The organism is Poseidonibacter ostreae (assembly GCF_009208075.1).
GTDB lineage: Bacteria > Campylobacterota > Campylobacteria > Campylobacterales > Arcobacteraceae > Poseidonibacter > Poseidonibacter ostreae.
This window is the reverse complement of the sequence record NZ_WFKJ01000009.1, coordinates 1-19078: the sequence shown is the minus strand read 5'-3', so window position 1 is coordinate 19078 and position 19078 is coordinate 1. Positions and strand designations below refer to the sequence as shown.

18 protein-coding genes are annotated in these 19078 nt (G+C 28.4%); 11 read left to right on the top strand and 7 right to left on the bottom strand.

Going from position 1 to position 19078, the window contains the following annotated elements:
* Nucleotides 1-6 precede the first annotated feature (6 nt).
* A complete protein-coding gene (gene ribE / locus GBG18_RS04455) occupies nucleotides 7-621 on the bottom strand; it encodes a riboflavin synthase (protein WP_152188781.1) in 615 nt (204 codons plus the stop codon).
* A 188-nt stretch (nucleotides 622-809) separates the two neighbouring features.
* Here ribE and mnmG point away from each other — a divergent pair, with 188 nt between their 5' ends.
* From mnmG to recJ, 5 genes are all read left to right on the top strand, one after another.
* Entirely contained in the window at nucleotides 810-2693 is a 1884-nt protein-coding gene (mnmG, locus tag GBG18_RS04450; RefSeq protein ID WP_152188779.1) for a tRNA uridine-5-carboxymethylaminomethyl(34) synthesis enzyme MnmG, read from the top strand.
* Nucleotides 2694-3530: a hypothetical protein gene (locus tag GBG18_RS04445; RefSeq protein WP_152188778.1), complete on the top strand. Its 837-nt coding sequence runs from the start codon at nucleotides 2694-2696 to the stop codon at nucleotides 3528-3530.
* A 97-nt stretch (nucleotides 3531-3627) separates the two neighbouring features.
* Nucleotides 3628-5010: a cytochrome c oxidase accessory protein CcoG gene (gene ccoG, locus GBG18_RS04440; RefSeq protein ID WP_152188776.1), complete on the top strand. Its 1383-nt coding sequence runs from the start codon at nucleotides 3628-3630 to the stop codon at nucleotides 5008-5010.
* Nucleotides 5011-5151: 141 nt separating this feature from the next.
* Nucleotides 5152-6768 (top strand): CTP synthase, encoded by a 1617-nt coding sequence (gene pyrG / locus GBG18_RS04435; RefSeq protein WP_152188774.1) that lies wholly within the window; start codon nucleotides 5152-5154, stop codon nucleotides 6766-6768.
* The gene (gene recJ / locus GBG18_RS04430) at nucleotides 6768-8336 is read left to right on the top strand and encodes a single-stranded-DNA-specific exonuclease RecJ (protein WP_152188772.1); all 1569 of its coding nucleotides are present in this window, start codon (nucleotides 6768-6770) and stop codon (nucleotides 8334-8336) included. The genes pyrG and recJ overlap by 1 nt, the downstream gene beginning before the upstream one ends.
* Here recJ and GBG18_RS04425 read toward each other — a convergent pair whose 3' ends face one another.
* Together GBG18_RS04425 and GBG18_RS04420 are read right to left on the bottom strand one after the other, a co-directional pair.
* Nucleotides 8337-8915, bottom strand: a complete 579-nt coding sequence (locus GBG18_RS04425) for a FlgO family outer membrane protein (RefSeq protein ID WP_152188770.1) — start codon at nucleotides 8913-8915, stop codon at nucleotides 8337-8339.
* Nucleotides 8916-8919: 4 nt separating this feature from the next.
* Entirely contained in the window at nucleotides 8920-9585 is a 666-nt protein-coding gene (locus tag GBG18_RS04420) for a FlgO family outer membrane protein (RefSeq protein ID WP_152188768.1), read from the bottom strand.
* A gap of 111 nt (nucleotides 9586-9696) precedes the next feature.
* Between GBG18_RS04420 and GBG18_RS04415 the strand changes: the two genes are divergently transcribed.
* From GBG18_RS04415 to GBG18_RS04395, 5 genes are read left to right on the top strand one after another with little or no spacing between them, the layout of a single operon-like run.
* Nucleotides 9697-10434, top strand: a complete 738-nt coding sequence (locus tag GBG18_RS04415; RefSeq protein ID WP_152188766.1) for a UDP-2,3-diacylglucosamine diphosphatase — start codon at nucleotides 9697-9699, stop codon at nucleotides 10432-10434.
* Nucleotides 10431-11183, top strand: coding sequence for a patatin-like phospholipase family protein (locus GBG18_RS04410; RefSeq protein WP_152188764.1), 753 nt, complete (start codon nucleotides 10431-10433; stop codon nucleotides 11181-11183). The genes GBG18_RS04415 and GBG18_RS04410 overlap by 4 nt, the downstream gene beginning before the upstream one ends.
* A gap of 37 nt (nucleotides 11184-11220) precedes the next feature.
* Nucleotides 11221-14772 carry a DNA polymerase III subunit alpha gene (dnaE, locus tag GBG18_RS04405; RefSeq protein WP_152188763.1) on the top strand — a complete coding sequence of 1184 codons (3552 nt, stop codon included), beginning with the start codon at nucleotides 11221-11223 and terminating at the stop codon, nucleotides 14770-14772.
* Nucleotides 14769-15557, top strand: coding sequence for a 5'/3'-nucleotidase SurE (surE, locus tag GBG18_RS04400; protein ID WP_152188761.1), 789 nt, complete (start codon nucleotides 14769-14771; stop codon nucleotides 15555-15557). The genes dnaE and surE overlap by 4 nt, the downstream gene beginning before the upstream one ends.
* A 10-nt stretch (nucleotides 15558-15567) precedes the next feature.
* A complete protein-coding gene (locus GBG18_RS04395) occupies nucleotides 15568-15831 on the top strand; it encodes a hypothetical protein (protein WP_152188759.1) in 264 nt (87 codons plus the stop codon).
* 14 nt (nucleotides 15832-15845) lie between these two features.
* Here the strand turns inward: GBG18_RS04395 and GBG18_RS04390 are convergent, their stop codons facing one another.
* Genes GBG18_RS04390 through moaC form a run of 4 tightly spaced genes read right to left on the bottom strand, consistent with a single transcriptional unit; the run spans nucleotide 15846 to nucleotide 18655 of the window.
* The gene (locus tag GBG18_RS04390) at nucleotides 15846-17162 is read right to left on the bottom strand and encodes a M99 family carboxypeptidase catalytic domain-containing protein (protein WP_152188757.1); all 1317 of its coding nucleotides are present in this window, start codon (nucleotides 17160-17162) and stop codon (nucleotides 15846-15848) included.
* Nucleotides 17134-17904 (bottom strand): D-alanyl-D-alanine carboxypeptidase family protein, encoded by a 771-nt coding sequence (locus GBG18_RS04385; protein ID WP_152188756.1) that lies wholly within the window; start codon nucleotides 17902-17904, stop codon nucleotides 17134-17136. Before GBG18_RS04385 ends, GBG18_RS04390 begins: the two co-directional genes overlap by 29 nt.
* 5 nt (nucleotides 17905-17909) lie before the next feature.
* Nucleotides 17910-18173, bottom strand: a complete 264-nt coding sequence (locus GBG18_RS04380; RefSeq protein ID WP_152188754.1) for an HP0495 family protein — start codon at nucleotides 18171-18173, stop codon at nucleotides 17910-17912.
* Nucleotides 18174-18181: 8 nt separating this feature from the next.
* The gene (moaC, locus tag GBG18_RS04375) at nucleotides 18182-18655 is read right to left on the bottom strand and encodes a cyclic pyranopterin monophosphate synthase MoaC (protein ID WP_152188752.1); all 474 of its coding nucleotides are present in this window, start codon (nucleotides 18653-18655) and stop codon (nucleotides 18182-18184) included.
* Between the two features lie 114 nt (nucleotides 18656-18769).
* Between moaC and rpsU the strand changes: the two genes are divergently transcribed.
* The gene (gene rpsU, locus GBG18_RS04370; protein WP_071628030.1) at nucleotides 18770-18982 is read left to right on the top strand and encodes a 30S ribosomal protein S21; all 213 of its coding nucleotides are present in this window, start codon (nucleotides 18770-18772) and stop codon (nucleotides 18980-18982) included.
* Nucleotides 18983-19078 lie beyond the last annotated feature (96 nt).

Here is a 19078-nt window from a genome sequence, read left to right as displayed (position 1 = left end):
AACTTTTTAATAAGCTGCCATAATCTTATCTACATCATTCCATGACATTTTAGAATCATTACTATTTTTAAACATATTATAAACGTATCTTGCGAACATATCAGTTTCTAGATTGACTTTAGAACCAATACTGTAATTTTTAAATAATGAATTTTTAATAGTATGAGGAATAATGGTAAGTCTAAAAGAATCTTTTAAAACTTCATTTACAGTTAAAGATACTCCATCAACAGTAATTGAACCTTTTGGTATTATAAACTTTGTATATTCACAAGGTAAAGATATGAAAAAATCTGTAGAATTTCCACTGTTTTTAATTGCACTTACTGTTCCTAAACAGTCAACATGACCTTGAACAATATGTCCTTCAAATCTATCACCCATCATCATAGCAGGCTCAATATGAACCTCATTTTTATAGTTTTCCATTGCTAAAATCTTTTGTGATTCTGGAGAAATTTCTACTGAAAATGTATCTTTTGTAACTTTTACTGCTGTTAAACAAGCTCCATTAATCGCAATAGAATCACCTATCTTAGGAGTGTATTTCGCTTTTAATGTTAATAAACTATTATTTAAACTTACAACTTTTGCCATTTCTCTAATCAGACCTGTAAACACTTAAAAAACCTTTTGATATAATTTAGGTATAATATCTAAAATATGTTAAGAAGCTAATTTTGACATTAATCTAAAATCTATTTTTGAAAATTCAAACATTAATAAATACTAAAACTATATAAATAAAAAATATAAAAAGAACTACTTGATTATTAGAATCTAATAGCAAGTGTTTTAAAAGGAATAAAATGAAATACGATATTATCGTAGTTGGTGGTGGGCATGCAGGGATTGAAGCATGTTTAGCAGCTGCAAGAATGGGGAAAAATACTTTATTAATTACTATGCTAGTTGAACAAATAGGAGCAGCTTCTTGTAACCCTGCTGTTGGAGGACTTGCTAAAGGACATTTAGTTAGAGAACTAGATGCTATTGGTGGAGAAATGGGTCTTTGCACTGATGCAACTGGTATTCAATTTAGAATATTAAACGCATCAAAAGGTGCAGCAGTTCAAGGAAGTCGAGCTCAAATTGATATGGATAAATATAGAGAGTATATGAGAAAAGTTTGTCATAATACTCCTAATCTAGAAGTTTATCAAGACGAAGTTTCAACACTACTTGTAAAAAATGAAAATGAAGTTTATGGTGTAAAAACAAAACTTGGCGAAGAGTTTGAAGCTTCAAAAGTTATCATCACAACTGGTACATTTATGAAAGGACTTATTCATATTGGAGAAAGTACATATGATGCAGGAAGAGCTTGGGAATTACCATCATCAACGCTATCAACTCAACTAAAAGAGTTAGGACTAAACGTTGGACGACTTAAAACTGGAACACCTGCAAGAATTGATGGAAAGTCAATAAACTTTGAAAATATGGATGCACATGGTGGTGATGTTATGCCAGCACCTTTTTCATTTAGAACAGATAAATCAAATTTTAATCCAACTCAGTATCCTTGTTATATTACATATACAAACCTAGGAACTCATGATAAAATTAGATCAAATTTTGATAGAGCTCCTTTATTTACAGGTCAGATTCAAGGCTCAGGTCCAAGATATTGTCCAAGTATTGAAGATAAAGTAAATAGATTTTCTGAAAGAGATAGACATCAATTATTTTTAGAACCACAAACTGCTATGTGTACTGAATATTATATAAATGGACTTTCAACTTCACTTCCTATTGATGTTCAAAAAGAGATGATACACTCAATTTCTGGACTTGAAAATGCAAAAATTATTAGATATGGTTATGCAATCGAATACGATTACGTAGACCCAACTGAATTAAAACATACACTTGAAACTAAAAAAGTTAAAAACCTTTATAATGCAGGACAAATTAATGCAACAACTGGTTATGAAGAAGCGGCATCACAAGGTTTAATGGCAGGAATTAATGCATGTTTAGCAATTGATGAAAAAGAGCCTTTTATCCTACGTAGAGATGAAGGATATATTGGAGTTTTAATAGATGATTTAGTTACAAAAGGTACAAGTGAACCTTATAGAATGTTCACATCTCGTGCTGAATATAGATTATTATTAAGAGAAGAAAATGCTGATTTAAGATTATCAAAATATGGTCATGACTTAGGGCTTATTGATGATGAAACTATGAGTAAAGTTGAAAATAAAAGAAAAGTTTTAAATGATGCAGTTGAATTAATGTCAAATGAGTGGTTCACTTCAAAGAAAGAAAACTTAGATTTATTAGAATCAATTGGTGAAGATAAGATTAGAGATAGAGCACTTTTAATTGACATAGTTGGAAGAAACACTGTAGATAAAGAAAAGTTTGATAAATTAGTTCCAAGTTTAGCTAATACTGAATCTTATTTAAAAGAGCAGATTATTATTGAAGCAAAATATTACAGATATATTTTAAAACAACAAAAGCAAATTGACAAAATGAAAAAAATGTTAAAACTAAAAATTCCTGAAAACTTTAACTTTAAAGGAGTTGCTGGTTTATCAAATGAAGTTATTGAAAAACTAGAAAAATTCAAGCCGCCTACACTATTTAATGCAAGTGAAATTTCTGGAATTACGCCATCAGCTATTGATATTATTCATTTAAATATCAACTTAAAACAGCAACAAGAAAAGAAAGAGAAATAGATGCAAGTATATTTATATGCAAAAAGTGGTCATGCAATTGGATTAGAAGCTACAAAAAGATGTGCAACTATCGCAAATGCTCTAAAAGAGTTTGAACCTGTATTGTGTACTAGTGACTTTAGAGCTGGTGCATTTGCTAAAGATTTATTAGGTGTAAAAAAATATGTAAATATTGATGTTGTAAGAAATCTTTATAATATCATGGAAAAAAGAGACATCTTAATATATGATACAGATGAAACAAATGAGTTTATGCAAAATGATATGAAAGAATTTTGCACACTTTTATACTCTGTACAAAATGATATTTCTAAAATTGTAGTTGATGAAACTATTTATAAAAAAGTAGAAAATCCATCAATTGAAAAACTTATGTTTTTTGGAGATGATGATTATAACAACTTATTTTTAGAAAATATAAAAGAAGCCCAAAATTTAGATATGGATTTATTAATGGGACATTATTTTTTCTTAGGAAATGAAAAAATATTTAAAAACTATTTTAACAATGTAATTGATGAAGAAGAGTACGTAGAGACTATTCAAAATACAAAATACCTTTTAACAGCATCACTTCAAACAGCATTAGAATCAATTTCGTGTGGAAACAAAGCAGTTTTATTTAAAAGAGAAGATAAAACTTATGATGAAGAACTAATAAAAGAATTAAATATTCCATGTATTAATTCAAAGAATTTTAAAACAATAGTAAAAGATTTTGAAAAAATTATTGAAGATTATCCTGAAATTAAAAACTTCAAAAATGCATATTTAGAAGATATTACAAATAAGATAAAAGTTGAGATTGATGAGTATAAAAAGCTTGTAGGTAATTAAATAAATTTTAAAAGTATAATTTTAGCTTATAATACTTTATGTTAATTATAAGTTATCTTTATATATAATATATGAAATTAAACAAAAAGGTTTTTTTATGAAAGAAAAAAATGAGTTTTTAGATAAGATTCCTTATAGAATAAAAAGATATTATGGATATATACTTGCTACTTTAGTTTCTATTTCAATGCCATTTATTACAATTGGTGGTAACCATCTATTTCTATTATCATTTGATAAAAAACAACTTCACTTACTTGGTACTGCTTTTGATATGCAAGAGTTATATTTAATGCCTTTTTTACTGATGCTTTTATTTTTAGGAATATTTGCAGCTACATCTTTAGGTGGTAGAGCATGGTGTGGATGGGCATGTCCTCAAACTATTTTTAGAGTTATTTATAGAGACTTGATAGAAACAAAACTATTAGGTTTAAGAAGAATAAAAAATAAACAAAAAGATCCAGATTTTTCAAAACCTAAAAATGCAGCTAAAAGAATTGTAGCCATTTTGATATGGTCAGCCTTAGCATTACTTGCAGCCTCAAACTTCATGTGGTACTTTATTCCACCAGAAGATTTCTTTGCTTATTTACAAGACCCAACAGAACATATGGTATTAATTGGTTTTGTTTTAGGAATTGCTGCTTTTATTATATATGATGCAATTTGGTTAAAAGAAGATTTTTGTATTTATATTTGTCCTTATTCAAGAGTTCAATCAGTTTTATATGATGATGATACATACCAAGCTATTTACTCAACAAATAGAGGTGGAGAAATTTATAATGAAGATAAAGAAAAAATTATCTTCAAAGCAAAAGATTTACCAATGGACACAAATGAATGTACGACATGTGAAGCTTGTGTTACTGTTTGTCCTACTCATATTGATATTAGAAAAGGACTTCAATTAGAGTGTATTAACTGTTTAGAATGTGTTGATGCATGTACTACAGTTATGGGAAAACTTGGAAAACCATCACTTGTTCAATGGTCAAGTACAAATACAATCAAGAAAGATATCCCTACAAAAATTGTAAGAAAACAAACTATTATGTATGCAGTTGCACTAATTGTTGTTATTGGTCTTTTATTTGTAATGGGTGGAAAGAAAGAGTATATGCTTTTAAATGTAAATAAAACAACACAGTTATATAAAGTAAAAGAAAATAATGTAGTTACAAATAACTTCTTATTACTTTTCCAAAATACTGAATCAGAAAAATTAACATTTAATGTAGAAGTTATGGATCACCCAGAAATTAATATTAAAAGATTTAAACCTTTTACTTTAAGTCCAGGTAAAATGGCTAAAAAAGTTCTTATCTTAGAAACAGACAAAGTTTTAGTAAATGATGCTACTAAAGATACTCCAATTACAGTAACTTTAAAAGCTTATGCAAAAGAAAACCCTGAAAAGGTTACAGTATTTAGAAAAGCTGTATTTATTTATCCAAGAATGGATAAATTAAAATAATTATTTAAATGACAAGTTTATATTTTATAAACTTGTCACTCTACTTAAATTAAAAATATACTTTACTTAACTTATTTATCAACAAAAACTAGCTACAATCGCGAATATAATTAATAACTAATATCATTGGAGTATTTTAAAATGACTAAATTCATCTTCGTAACAGGTGGGGTTCTAAGTTCACTAGGAAAAGGAATCACCGCAGCATCAATTGCAACAATATTAAAACAATCTGGATTTAAAGTATCTATGCTTAAAATCGACCCATACTTAAATGTAGATCCAGGAACTATGAGTCCATTAGAACATGGAGAAGTTTTCGTAACAGCTGATGGAGCTGAAACTGATTTAGATTTAGGAAATTATGAAAGATTTATTGATACTACATTAACTGCTCAAAACAATTTTACAACTGGTCAAGTTTATCAAAGTGTTATTAAAAGAGAAAGAGAAGGTGGTTACTTAGGTAAAACTATTCAAGTAATTCCTCATGTTGTTGATGAAATTAAAGATAGAATTTATGCAGCAGCTGAAGGTCATGAGTTTTTAATAGTTGAACTTGGTGGAACAGTTGGTGATATTGAGGGATTACCATTTATGGAATCAATTAGAGCAATAAGACATGAACTTCCAAAAACAAATACAATGAATATTCACGTTACATTAATTCCGTTTATAGCAGCTGCTGGGGAACTTAAAACTAAACCAACACAGCATTCAGTTCAAGAATTAAGAAGAATTGGTATTACTCCACATATGTTAGTTTGTAGAACAGAAAAAGCCTTACCTAAAAACCTTAAAGAAAAACTTGCAATGTCATGTGATATTGATAGAAATGCAGTTATTGAAGCAGGTGATGCACAATCTATTTATCAAGTTCCATTACACTTTATTAAAGAAGGTATTATTAATCCTTTATCAGAACACTTTAATATCAAAATTAAACCAAATATGGAAAAATGGGATACTTTAGTTAAAAATATATTAGTACCAAAAGATGAATTAACAATTGCATTTGTTGGAAAATATTTAGAATTAAAAGAATCATATAAATCATTAACAGAAGCATTAATTCATAGTGGTGCACACTTAAACACAAAAGTAAATATTCACTGGTGTGATTCTGAAAAAATCGAAGTTCACGGTGCTTATGATATCATTGGTAATTCTGATGCAGTACTTGTTGCTGGTGGGTTTGGACACAGAGGTGTTGAGGGTAAACTTGAAGCAATTAAATATGCAAGAGAAAATAAAATTCCATACTTAGGTATCTGTCTTGGTATGCAATTAGCAGTTATTGAATTTGCAAGAAATGTACTAGGTTTAGAAGATGCAAACTCAATAGAGTTTGATAAAGAAACACCTAATCCATTAATTTATTTAATTGATGAATTTATGGACCAAAGTGGACAAAAACAACTTAGAACTCATAAATCACCAATGGGTGGAACTATGAGATTAGGGGAGTATCCATTTGAACCATTAAAAGGAACTAACCTTCAAAAAGCTTATGGAAATGAAGAAATATATAATGAAAGACATAGACATAGATATGAAGCAAATCCAAAATATAAAGAAGTATTAGAAAAAGCTGGAATGGTTATTTCAGGACAATCAAATGGTTTAATTGAAGCAGTTGAAATTAAAGACCATCCATGGTTTGTTGGTGTTCAATTCCATCCTGAGTTTACTTCACATTTAGAAACTCCAAACCCAATTATCTTTGAATTTGTAAAACAAGCAAATAAAAAAGATTAATGTCAAAAGTTACAAAAAATAGACTTTTTGAACTACTCTCTGCAAGACACGCGAATAGCCTTTATTCGCGTCTAGCAGATATTCCAACTCCAAATAATTTTAAAGATATTCACAAAGCAACTTCAAGAATTAAAACTGCAATACTAAATAATGAAACTATTACAATAGTTGGAGATTATGATGTTGATGGTGTAGTTTCTACTACTATTATGGTTGATTTTTTTCAAAAAATAAATGTAAAAATAGACTATATAATTCCAAATAGATTTAAACATGGTTACGGATTATCTCCTAAAATTGTAGATATGATTGATTCAGGTTTAGTAATTACTGTTGATAATGGAATATCAGCAGTAAGCGCTGCTTTAAAACTAAAAGAAAAAGGTATAGATTTAATTATTACAGATCATCATACAGTAGGAATTGAAGTCCCTTATGCATATGCAATTATAAACCCTAAACAAGAAGATTGTACTTTTGAGTTTAAAGATATTTGTGGAGCTCAAGTTGCTTGGTATTTATGTGCAGCTATTAAAAAAGAGTTAAACTTAGATGTTAAGATGACTGACTTTTTAGATTTACTTTGTGTTGCAATTATTGCAGATATTATGCCAATGACTGCACTAAATTATACACTAGTAAAACAAGGTTTAAAAAAAATCAAAACATCTCCAAGAGAGGCCTTTAAAAAGCTAAATGAAGTTATGGGTAAACAAGCCTTAGTTTCTGATGATATTGGCTTTTTTATAGCTCCTAAGATTAATAGTGCAGGAAGAATGCAAGATGCAAGTACTGCTTTAGAGTTTTTACTTTCAAAAAATTCTTTTCAAGCAAATGAATCCCTACAAGAGTTAGAAGAGTTAAATAACTATAGAAAAACTTTACAAGAAGAAATTACAAAAAGAGCCCAAAGTAAATCATCAAAAGAAGATAATGCAGTTATCGTTTGGGGAGAAGATTGGCACGAGGGAGTGATTGGAATAGTTGCTTCAAAACTATCAAACTCTTTTAAAAAACCTGCTTTTATATTCTCTTTAAATAATGGAATTGCAAAAGGAAGTGCAAGAGCTAATGCTAATATAAATCTTCATACGATTATTACAAAAGCATCTCATTTATTATTAGGTTTTGGTGGACATAAAAATGCTGCTGGATTATCTTTAAAAGAAGAGAATTTAGAAGAGTTTAAAACCTTGATAAATCAAGAACTAGAAGACTTCAAAGATGATTTACATATTGACCCTGTAACCTTAGGTGAATTAGATGTAGCATCAGTTGATTTAGAGTTTTTAGATATTATCGATAAATTTGAGCCTTATGGTTTAGAAAATCATAAACCAATTTTCAAAGTTTCAAAAGTAAGTGTTGTAAAAATTAATCTAATGGGAAGAGATAAAAATCATATGAAATTAGTTTTAAATTCAGAAGGTGTAATATTTGAAGCTATAAAATTTAATGATTCAAATATCAATTTACCTAATAGTTTTGATTTAATTGTTTCTTTAAATAAAAATGAGTTTAGAGGAGAGGTTACTCCTCAGTTTTTAATTCAAGAGATAATAATATAACTACAATACAACATGAGGACGAATCACAGGCTGATCACTTCCCTCAAGTTGTAATATCTCTTCATCAATACCCGTTCTTTCATAAGAAGAGGCTAATATATGCCCAGTTCTAATATCAATTAGTTTTATAAATAAGTTTAAGCTTCTGCTTGTAATTGAATAAGTTCCAACAACAGCATACTTTTCTTCTTTTACTACTTTTGAAACAATCTTACTTTGGTCTCTAGTTAATAAATTAAAACCACTAGGTCCTAATTCAAACTCTTTTCCAAACTCAACTTCTCGAACTAAAATATTTAATGATACTAATCTATCTTTTAAAATATCAGATAATAAAAAGCCTAATTCCGATCTATTTTTTAAGTTATCAAGATTTACAAAATCTGATACTAAAACAATATCATCAAGCATTGTATATTTTTGTATTTTTTTTGCAGAATCATCTACAAGTTGTGATACTAATGAATGAAAATCATTTGTACCATTTATTAGATTTTTATGTGTACATGAAGTAAAAGATAAAATTATAAAGCATGAAAGGGTAAGATACTTTATAATCTTAAAAAAGCTAGAACTCATTTAACTATCGTTCTTTTATAATATTTATAGTTCTAGCTGGTCTACAATCTTTAAATAACATACAGTCATTTCTTAGTCCGTGATTATAAGTAGATCTTGAACTAGAGATTATTTTTCCTGTAACATTATCTATTACTCTAGCATTTAACATTACTTTTCCAAATTGTCTTGAATAAGTTCCTACTACAACATAAGTATTTGGAACTTTATCTTTTAATCTATTTGTTTTTCTAGTTATAAAATATTCACCTTTATCATTTATAGAAACAGCCATTTGACCTCTAAACTCTATAATGTTAAAGCCTCTATTTGATAATTCATCAATCATACTTTCACTAACAATTCTTCCAAACTCTGAAGTTTTCTTAAAAGAATCAAGTCTTACAAATGATGTAATAAGTACAGGTTTATTTGTAGTCATTTTTTTATTTCTCATCATTTGAGTGGCTAGTGAGGAAATTGTACCTTCTAATGTTTGTTGTGTTGTTACGTTTCTTTGCTTATCTTCTGCAATTTCAAGATGTTGCTTTGTTGTTTGTACCTTGTTGTACTCTTTTAAAACTTCACCATCAACTGTTGTACTTGTAATCTCGTTTTTATATGTACAACCAGATATAACAAATGCTGATAAAATAGCAGTTATACCTACTTTAGAAATACTTTTAAACATTAAAATCCCCTTTTACTAATTATTTAAATTTTATTTAAACTTTGCTTATATACTCTTGAAATATAATAATTTTGTTATTCAATTGTAATCATGATTGTATATTATATTTTTATGAAATATAAAAGCATATTTATCTCAGACATACATTTAGGAACAAAATTCTCAAAAACTAAAGAACTTTTAAACTTTTTAAAACACACTGAAAGTGAAAACTTAATATTAGTAGGAGATATTGTTGATGGTTGGGCAATAAAACGTAAATTTATATGGCCACAAACACACTCAGATGTTATTCAAAAGATATTAAAAAAAGCTAGAAAAGGAACAAAAGTAAGCTTTATAACTGGTAACCACGATGAGTTTATAAGACCTTTTGTACCGTTAATTTTAGGTGATTCACTAAATATTTGTAATGAGTTAGACTATGTAGCTTTAAATGGCAAAAAATATTACATCACCCATGGTGACTTTTTTGATTCAATTACAATGACAAAGAAATGGCTTGCAATATTAGGTGATTATGGATATGACTTATTACTTCATCTAAACTCTGTATTAAATTTTTTAAGAAAAAAAATTGGTATACAAAAATATTGGTCTTTATCAAAATATGTAAAAGATAGTGTAAAATCCTCAGTTTCTTTTATAAATGACTTTGAATCTGTACTTTCAAAACATGCAAAAAATAAAGGTTATGATGGTATTATTTGTGGACACATTCATAAAGCAGAAATAAGAAATATTGATTCTGTTGAATATCTAAATTGTGGAGACTGGGTAGAATCATGTACAGCAATTGTTGAGACATATGAGGGTGAATTTAAAATAATAAATTGGTTAGATAAATGAATTTAGCACTAGCATTAGGTGGAGGAGCAGCTCGTGGAGCTTTTCACTTAGGAGTTTTACATTTTTGCGAAGAAAATAGTATAGAGATACAAGCATATAGTGGTTCTTCAATTGGAAGTATTATTTCATGCTCTCATGCAAGTGGAATTTCTGCAAAAGAACAATTAAAAATATTCTCTTCAAAGGATATAAGACAAGCTTTAAAATTCAACTATTTTAGAAATGGTTTACTAAAAATTGATACTTCAAATAAAATCATAAAAGAATTATTACCTATTGAAAAGTTAGAAGATATTCCAAAACCAGTTTTTGTAAATGCATATGATGTTAAAGAGAAAAAACTTCATTATTTTAATAGTGGGGATACTATAACTTTATGCATGGCATCAAGTGCTATTATTCCTTTATTTAAACCAGTTAAATATAAAAATATGTATTTAATTGATGGTGGTTTATTTGATAATATTCCAATTAAACCTCTAGAAAATAAAAACTATGATATTTTTTCTGTTGATTTATTTCCAAAGAAATATTCAAATCCAATCTTGAGATTAAACCCAATAAAAGCCATTAAAAGAAGAGTTTTTACACAGCTGTATACAAACCACAAATACTCACTAGAAAATACAAATCACTACTTAGGAAGTAAGCATATTAGAAACTTTTCATTATACACTTTTCATGAAATTGATGAGTGTTTTAAATTGGGTTTTAAAGAGGCACAAAATCATTTTTTAGATATACTATAAACTATTAAAAAATAAAAATTATTATAAAGATTTATATATGTCTACAACACCACAATTTACGCATTTACACTTACATACAGAATACTCACTACTTGATGGTGCAAATAAAATCAAACCTCTTGCAAAAAAAGTAAAAGAAATGGGAATGACTTCTGTTGCTATGACAGATCATGGTAACCTTTTTGGAGCAATTGATTTTTACAATGCAATGAGAAATGAAGGTATTAAACCTATTATTGGGATGGAAGCTTATATTCATAACAATGAAGAAGTCGGAGATAAAACTACAAGAAAAAGATTTCACTTATGTTTATATGCAAAAAACCAAACTGGTTATAAAAACTTAATGTTTTTAAGCTCACAAGCATATATGCATGGTTTTTACTATTATCCAAGAATAAATAAAAAACTATTACGTGAGAACTCTGAGGGCTTAGTGTGTTCAGCTGCTTGTTTACAAGGTGAAGTAAACTGGCATTTAAATCTACAAAATGAAAGAAATGTAAAAAATGGTGCAAAAGGTTATGAGGGAGCAAAACAAGCAGCCTTAGAATATAAAGAAATCTTTGGAGATGATTTTTATTTAGAAATCATGAGGCATGGTATTGGTGACCAGCATTTTATTGATGATCAAATTTTAAAACTAGCACATGAGCTAAATATCAAAGTAGTAGCAACTAATGATACACACTATTTAAACCAAAAAGATGCTGATGCACACGAAGCATTTATGTGTATTGCTATGAATAAACTTTATGATGATCCAAATAGATTAAGACATAGTGTTCATGAGTTTTATTTAAAAACACCAGAACAAATTGCAAAACTTTATGCAGATATTCCTGAAGCAATTACAGCAACACAAGAGATTGCAGATAAATGTAATTTAGAGATAAAACTAGGAGACCCAACTCCTCCAAATTTCAAGTTTACACGTCAAAAATCTGAAGTTAATAATCTTACTCTTCCTGAACCAGAACTTGAATACTCACTTGAAAATGATAAGGTATTATTTATTGATGAATGCTGGAGAGGTTTAGAAAAAAGACTTAAGATTGTTGATGAATCAAAACACCAAGAGTATAAAGATAGACTTCAAGTTGAAATAGACATTATTAACAGTATGAAGTTCCCAGGATATATGTTAATTGTTTGGGATTTCGTTATTGTTGCAAAACAAATGAAAATTCCTGTAGGTCCTGGAAGGGGTTCAGCTGCTGGAAGTTTAGTAGCCTTCTCGCTAGAAATTACCGATATTGACCCTATGCCTTATGGTCTACTTTTTGAGAGGTTCCTAAACCCTGAAAGAATATCTATGCCAGATATTGATATGGATTTCTGTCAAGCAAGACGTGGGGAAATTATTGACTATGTTGTTGAACAATATGGACGGGCCAATGTTGCTCAAATTATTACTTTTGGTAAGCTTCTTGCAAAAGGGGTAATCAGAGACGTTGCCCGTGTTTTAGATATGCCATACTCAAAAGCAGATGCAATGGCAAAACTAATTCCTGATGAATTAGGAATTGACCTTACAAATTCTTGGGAAAAAGAACCAAAAATAAAAGAGCTTTGTGATGCAGATCCACAAGCAGCTCGTGTATGGGAATATGCAATAGCATTAGAAGGACTTAATAGAAATGCAGGAACTCATGCAGCTGGTGTAGTTATTTCAAATGAGCCTTTATGGAATAAAACTCCTTTATTTAAGCCCTCAGGACTTGATACACTTGCCACTCAATACAACGGTAAATATGTTGAAGATGTTGATTTAATTAAGTTTGACTTCCTAGGTCTTAAGACTCTTACAGTTATTGAAGAGGGTTTAAAACTTATTGAAAAAAGACATGGTAAAAGAATTAATTTCTTAACAGCAGATGTTAATGACAAAGGTGTGTATGACCTAATTCAAACTGGAAATACAATTGGATTATTCCAGATAGAATCAGATGGTATGCAAGATTTATGTAAAAGACTAAAACCTGATAATTTTGAAGATATTATTGCCGTTCTAGCATTATATAGACCAGGACCAATGGAGTCAGGGATGCTTGATGACTTCATCGATAGAAAACATGGTCGTGCAAAAATTGACTATTTCTATGATGAATTTACATCACCTTTAGAACCAATTTTAAAACCTACTTATGGAGTTATTGTTTATCAAGAGCAAGTTATGCAAATTGTGCAAACTATTGGTGGTTTTAGCCTTGGTGGTGCCGATTTAGTTAGACGAGCCATGGGTAAAAAAATTGTTGAAGAGATGGATAGACTTAAAGGTGAGTTTGCAGATGGTGGAGTTAAAAAAGGTTATAACAGAACCCATTGTGAAGAACTGTTCGATTTAATTGTAAAATTTGCTGGATATGGATTTAATAAATCTCACTCAGCAGCATATGCTCTTGTAACATTTTATACATCATATTTAAAAAGATATTACCCATCAGAATTTATGGCAGCATTACTTACTTTAGAAAAAGATAATACTGATAAAGTTGTAAAATATGTAGATGAAGTAAAAAGATTAGGATTGGATTTATTTCCACCTGATATTAATAAATCGGACCTTGTATTTTCAGCTACTACTTTAGAAGATAAAGAAAATGAAGTTGTAATGTTTGGTATGGGTGCTGTAAAAGGTGCAGGAGATGTTGCTATTAAATCAATTATTGCTGCACGTGATGAAGGTGGTGATTTTACTGACCTTTCAGATTTCATTTCAAGAATTGATGGAAGTAAGGTAAATAAAAGAGTAATTGAATCTTTAACAAAAACTGGTGCTTTTGATAGTTTTGGATATTCAAGACGTGCAATGCTAGAGCAAATTGAAAAAATTTCTGAATGTGTTGCAAACTCTATGAAAGCCAAAAAGATGGCTACAGGTTCATTATTTGGTGATTCACAAGAACTTACAAAAATTGATATTGAATTAGATGCACTTGAAGAGTACGAAGCAAAAGAAATCTTAGAGTTTGAAAAAGCATCACTTGGTTTTTATGTTTCAGGACATCCACTTGATGAATATAGAGAGCAATTAGATCAAATTAAATATACACTTTCTTCTCAAATTGATGAATTAGCAGATGGTTCGCAAGCTTTATTTGTAGGAAAAATCGAAAATATCGTTACAAAAGTATCAAAAAAAGGTAATAAATTTGGAATTGCTTCTATTATGGATTTACATGGAAGTATTGAACTTTTACTATTTGAAGATAGAATTAAAGAGCTTGAAGATGATTTTGATTTAGAAAAACCTATTGCTTTTAAAGTAAAGATTTCTAAAGATGAAAACTTTACAAGAATGAATATTATCAAAATTGAAGATTTAAAAGCTGCAAAAAAAGAGAAAATTAAAACTAAACAACAAGCAGTTATTGAACCACCTCTTACAATTGCAATACCTTTTGTAAATCAAGATATAAGTATTTTTAAACTCTTTGAAATTGTTGCAAATAATCAAGGAAAAAGAGAATTAAAAATTTTAGTTAAATCAAAACTTGCTGACATTGAATTAGAAAGTGGTTTTAAAGTAACTTCAAATGTAGAAAATTTAATACACCAAATTGAGGGAGCATTTGTAGTCTCATGAAACAAATCTTATTAACAAATGATGATGGCTTTGATGCTATTGGATTAAAAGCCTTAATAGAAGCCTTACGGCCTATTGCAAAAATTATTATAGTTGCACCAGCAAAAAACAAATCAGCTTGTGGACACTCTTTAACACTTGATAGACCACTAAAACTTGATAGAGTTGATGATGACTATTATAGAGTTGATGATGGAAGTCCAACAGATTGTGTATTTATATCTTTAAATAATCTTTTTAAAGATGGATATAAACCTGATTTAGTAATAAGTGGTATAAATATTGGTGCTAATATGGGTGAAGATATAACTTATAGTGGAACAGCAGCAGCAGCAATGGAAGCAGTTTTACAAGGAGTTCCAGCAATTGCAATATCACAAGTATGTAAAAAAGGATGTAATGATATAAAAAATGGTTGGGATTTTGCACTTGCAAGACAAACTATTGCATCTTTAGCAAAAAAAATATTAGATAATAACTTTCCATTAGAGGAAAGAAAGTTTTTAAATGTTAATATCCCACCAATAAAACCAGATGAGTGTAATGGTATTAAAATCACAAACGCTGGATATAGAGAATATGGAAATGATACACATAGGCATCATAATCCTAGAGGCGAGGAGTTTTATTGGGTTGGATTACATCCATTAATATGGAAAGAGTCTGAAAATAAAACATGTGATTTTGAAGCTATAAAAGCTAATTACATCTCAATAACACCAATAATGTTAGATTTAACTTCATACGAAGATATTGAAAATATAGAAAATTGGTTAAATAATTAAAAGGAAAGATATGAATTTTACAGAAGCAATAGAATTAAATATAGATAAGTTAGTTGGAACATTAAAAGATGAAGATGAATTAGAAGAAGTTCTTAAAAAGAAATTTACAAAAAAAGAGTTTAAAGTTTTTATAGCATTTGCTGAGGGAAAAACTATAGATGAAGTTAAAACTATTGTAAATGACGATGAAGAAAGAATTAACGAAATTTATAAAACTGCTTGTAAAAAATTAAATCAAGAAAAAATTAAAAAAGAATTAGTTTTCTTTAAATAGAGTATAAAAATACTCTATTTTTCAAATCCTAAAAGAATCATTCCCGCAAACTTATCTCCATTATAAAATTCAATTCTAAATAAATTTCCATCTTGGTCTATAGAAAATCTTTTTGCAACTTCATTTTTATTTATATTTATGCCTACTTCATTTCTATATTTTTTATTAACATAACCAATTACATTTACACGTAAATCAGGTATTGCTTCAATATTAAAACTATCTTTTGCATAAATAATATAACCAAATTTTATACTTTGATTAACACCATCAATAGATATATTTATATCTCTTTCATCTTCAATAAATTTTATATAATCAGGATGAAGTTTAGCTAATTTTCTATTTCCATAATGAATAATATACTCTTTGCCCTCTTTTACAATAGTCATTAAAGGATTCGAAGCAGTAAAACTTAAATCTCCATCTTTATTAATAGGAAAATATTTTAAAAGTTTTCGAACCTTAGAAAGTGGTAATTTTATTTTTTCATCATAAAAAGAGATAAAGATATCATTATTTATCACTTTTTTAATTTCTGGAGTGGAAATACTAAACTTTCTTTCAAATTCAATACCCATAATATTCATATACTCTTCAATTGCTAATAAATGATAATAGACTCTTTCTTGTAAATTAAGCTCTTTACTAGCTTCATTTGCAAAGGCTGCTTTTCCATTATTAATAGCATAATAAGTAAGAGTTTTTTCCATCTCTTTATCACCAAGTCTTGTTTTAGTATTTTTAACATGATACATATCACGTTCTCTAATTAAATTAGTATTAATACCTTTAACAACTTTTGAAGATATCTCTTCTAAGTTTCCATATTTTTCTATATCTAAAGTAGATTGATCAACAATTGCACATTGTCCCCAGCGTCTTGGTGACATTTTATTATTAATATATTTCTCTCTATAAAATCCACTTCCATCATGTAAGTTTAAAATCAATTTTACTTCATCAGATTTAATATATTTCTTTATTCTCTCAATTGCATTATAATCTGGATCATCTTTAGATAATGCAGCAAACTTTCTATTCATATCTCCATAAGGACCACGAGATCTTTTAATAATTGAGTAAAAGTTTAAATTTGGAATTACCCAAACAGAACCTTTTTTAATATCATAATGTGTAGCAATAAGTGAAGCAGCCATAAAAGCACCTGGTTCATCACCTTGAATACCACCAATAATTAATAATGTATTTTCATCTTGTTGACCTTTTTTTATAAAATCAAAATCAAAACTCTTCACTTCTGCATTTAAATTTTGTAAACAGATAAATATTAATAAAAATTTAAATAGTTGTAATATGCCAAGGTTCATACCTAACGCCGTCCTTATTATTTATTGTATATCGAACATCAACATACTTTAGTTCTTTTATCTTTTTAAACTCATTAGTATTTGCAAATCTAGATGTAAAATTTGCATATCCAAAACCTTTTTTACCAACATCAAAATCTCCAATAGCATGATATGTAAAAGCTGGAGGTGCAATTGATTTAGCAGCGACAGAAATATTTCCTTCAACTGCATTAATCTTATCAAGAAACAATTTTGTTTGCTTTACAATACTTCTAATTCCTGAAGTTAAAGTAAGTGAAGACCCAACATCATTTGTCATTTCATAATAAGTCTTTTCAGCCTTGCCTTTAAATAAATAATGTCCAGTTCTAGGTATCTTTGTAATTATCTTTTTATCAATTGTATCCGTAATATTATTACTAATTCTTTCACCAAAAAAACCATGAGATGAAGGATTATAATAAAAAATAAATTCTAAGAAATCTATCTCAGCTTTTGTAAACTCTTCAATATTAGAAGCATTTTTTGAAATTCTTAGCATAGTATCCAAATTTATGATATTAAAATTGCCATATCCAATATATGTTTGTACTAATTTTAATTTATTTCTAACTGATTGAAAAACATCATAATCTTTTTTTGCAATATATAAATCTTCCTTAGTAATTATTTTAGTACCTGCAAATAAGTTAGAATTTGAAGATAATGTAAATAGTGATATTGCTCCTAATTGTAAAAAGTTTCTTCTGTTTTGATGCATTTATATTATATTACCATCTTTATATCATCATGTTCACCTAAAACTTCAAATAACGTTTTTCTATCATCTTCGTTATGAACAAGTAATTCCAAAGTATAACTTTTAAACTTACCTTTAGCACTTGTTTTTGATTCAATAACTGTATGCTCTCTTTCAAGTACAACATCTTTTACTGTTCTTTTAATATTTATTTTCTCTAGTACAACTAATTTATACGTCCAATTACACGGATAATCAAGTTCTAGTTTTTCTTTACTTAAATCTACCATCTCTTATTTTATTTCCTTTTAAAATCGCCACTTTTACCACCAGATTTAGTCTCCAATTGTACATCTGATATTACCATTGATTTATCAATTGCTTTAACCATATCATAAATAGTAAGAAGTCCAACAGATACACCTGTTAATGCTTCCATTTCAACACCAGTTTGTCCATTAAGTTTTGCTGTAACAGTTAATTTAAAACCAGGAAGTTCAGGTTTTTCTTCAACATCACAATTAATTCCACTTAATAATAGTGGATGACACATAGGTATTAATTCACTAGTTTTTTTAACACCCATAATAGCTGCAATAACTGCTGTTTGTATTACAGGACCTTTTTTAGAAGTATTATCTATAATTGCCTTATATGCATCAGAAGACATTGTAATTTGCCCTGTAGCTACTGCTATTCTATGTGTTTCATTTTTACTTGAAACATCAACCATCTTTGGTCTATTATTATCATCTAAATGTGTTAATTCCATAAAAGTACCTTTTTATTAATGTATTTATTATATTTAATTTTTAGTTAAATAAGAATTAAGTAAAGTTTAAATATAATGCAACCCTAAAATTTAAAAAGAAAGTGGGTGATTTTAGTGCCAGGCATTAAAGTTAAAGATAGTGAATCATTTGACGAAGCATACAGAAGGTTTAAGAAGCAATGTGATAGAAATCTTATTGTAACTGAAACAAGAGCTAGAAGATTTTTTGAACCAATGACAGAGATCAGAAAAAAACAAAAAATTAACGCTAGAAAGAAAATGCTTAAGAGATTATACATGCTTAGACGATACGAGTCTAGACTGTAGATTTTACTTTTCTTCCAAGAAAAAGGTCAATCGAAAGATTGGCCTTTTTTTATGTAAAAAATCTAATAATAAGTATCTTAAAATATCATATTCTGC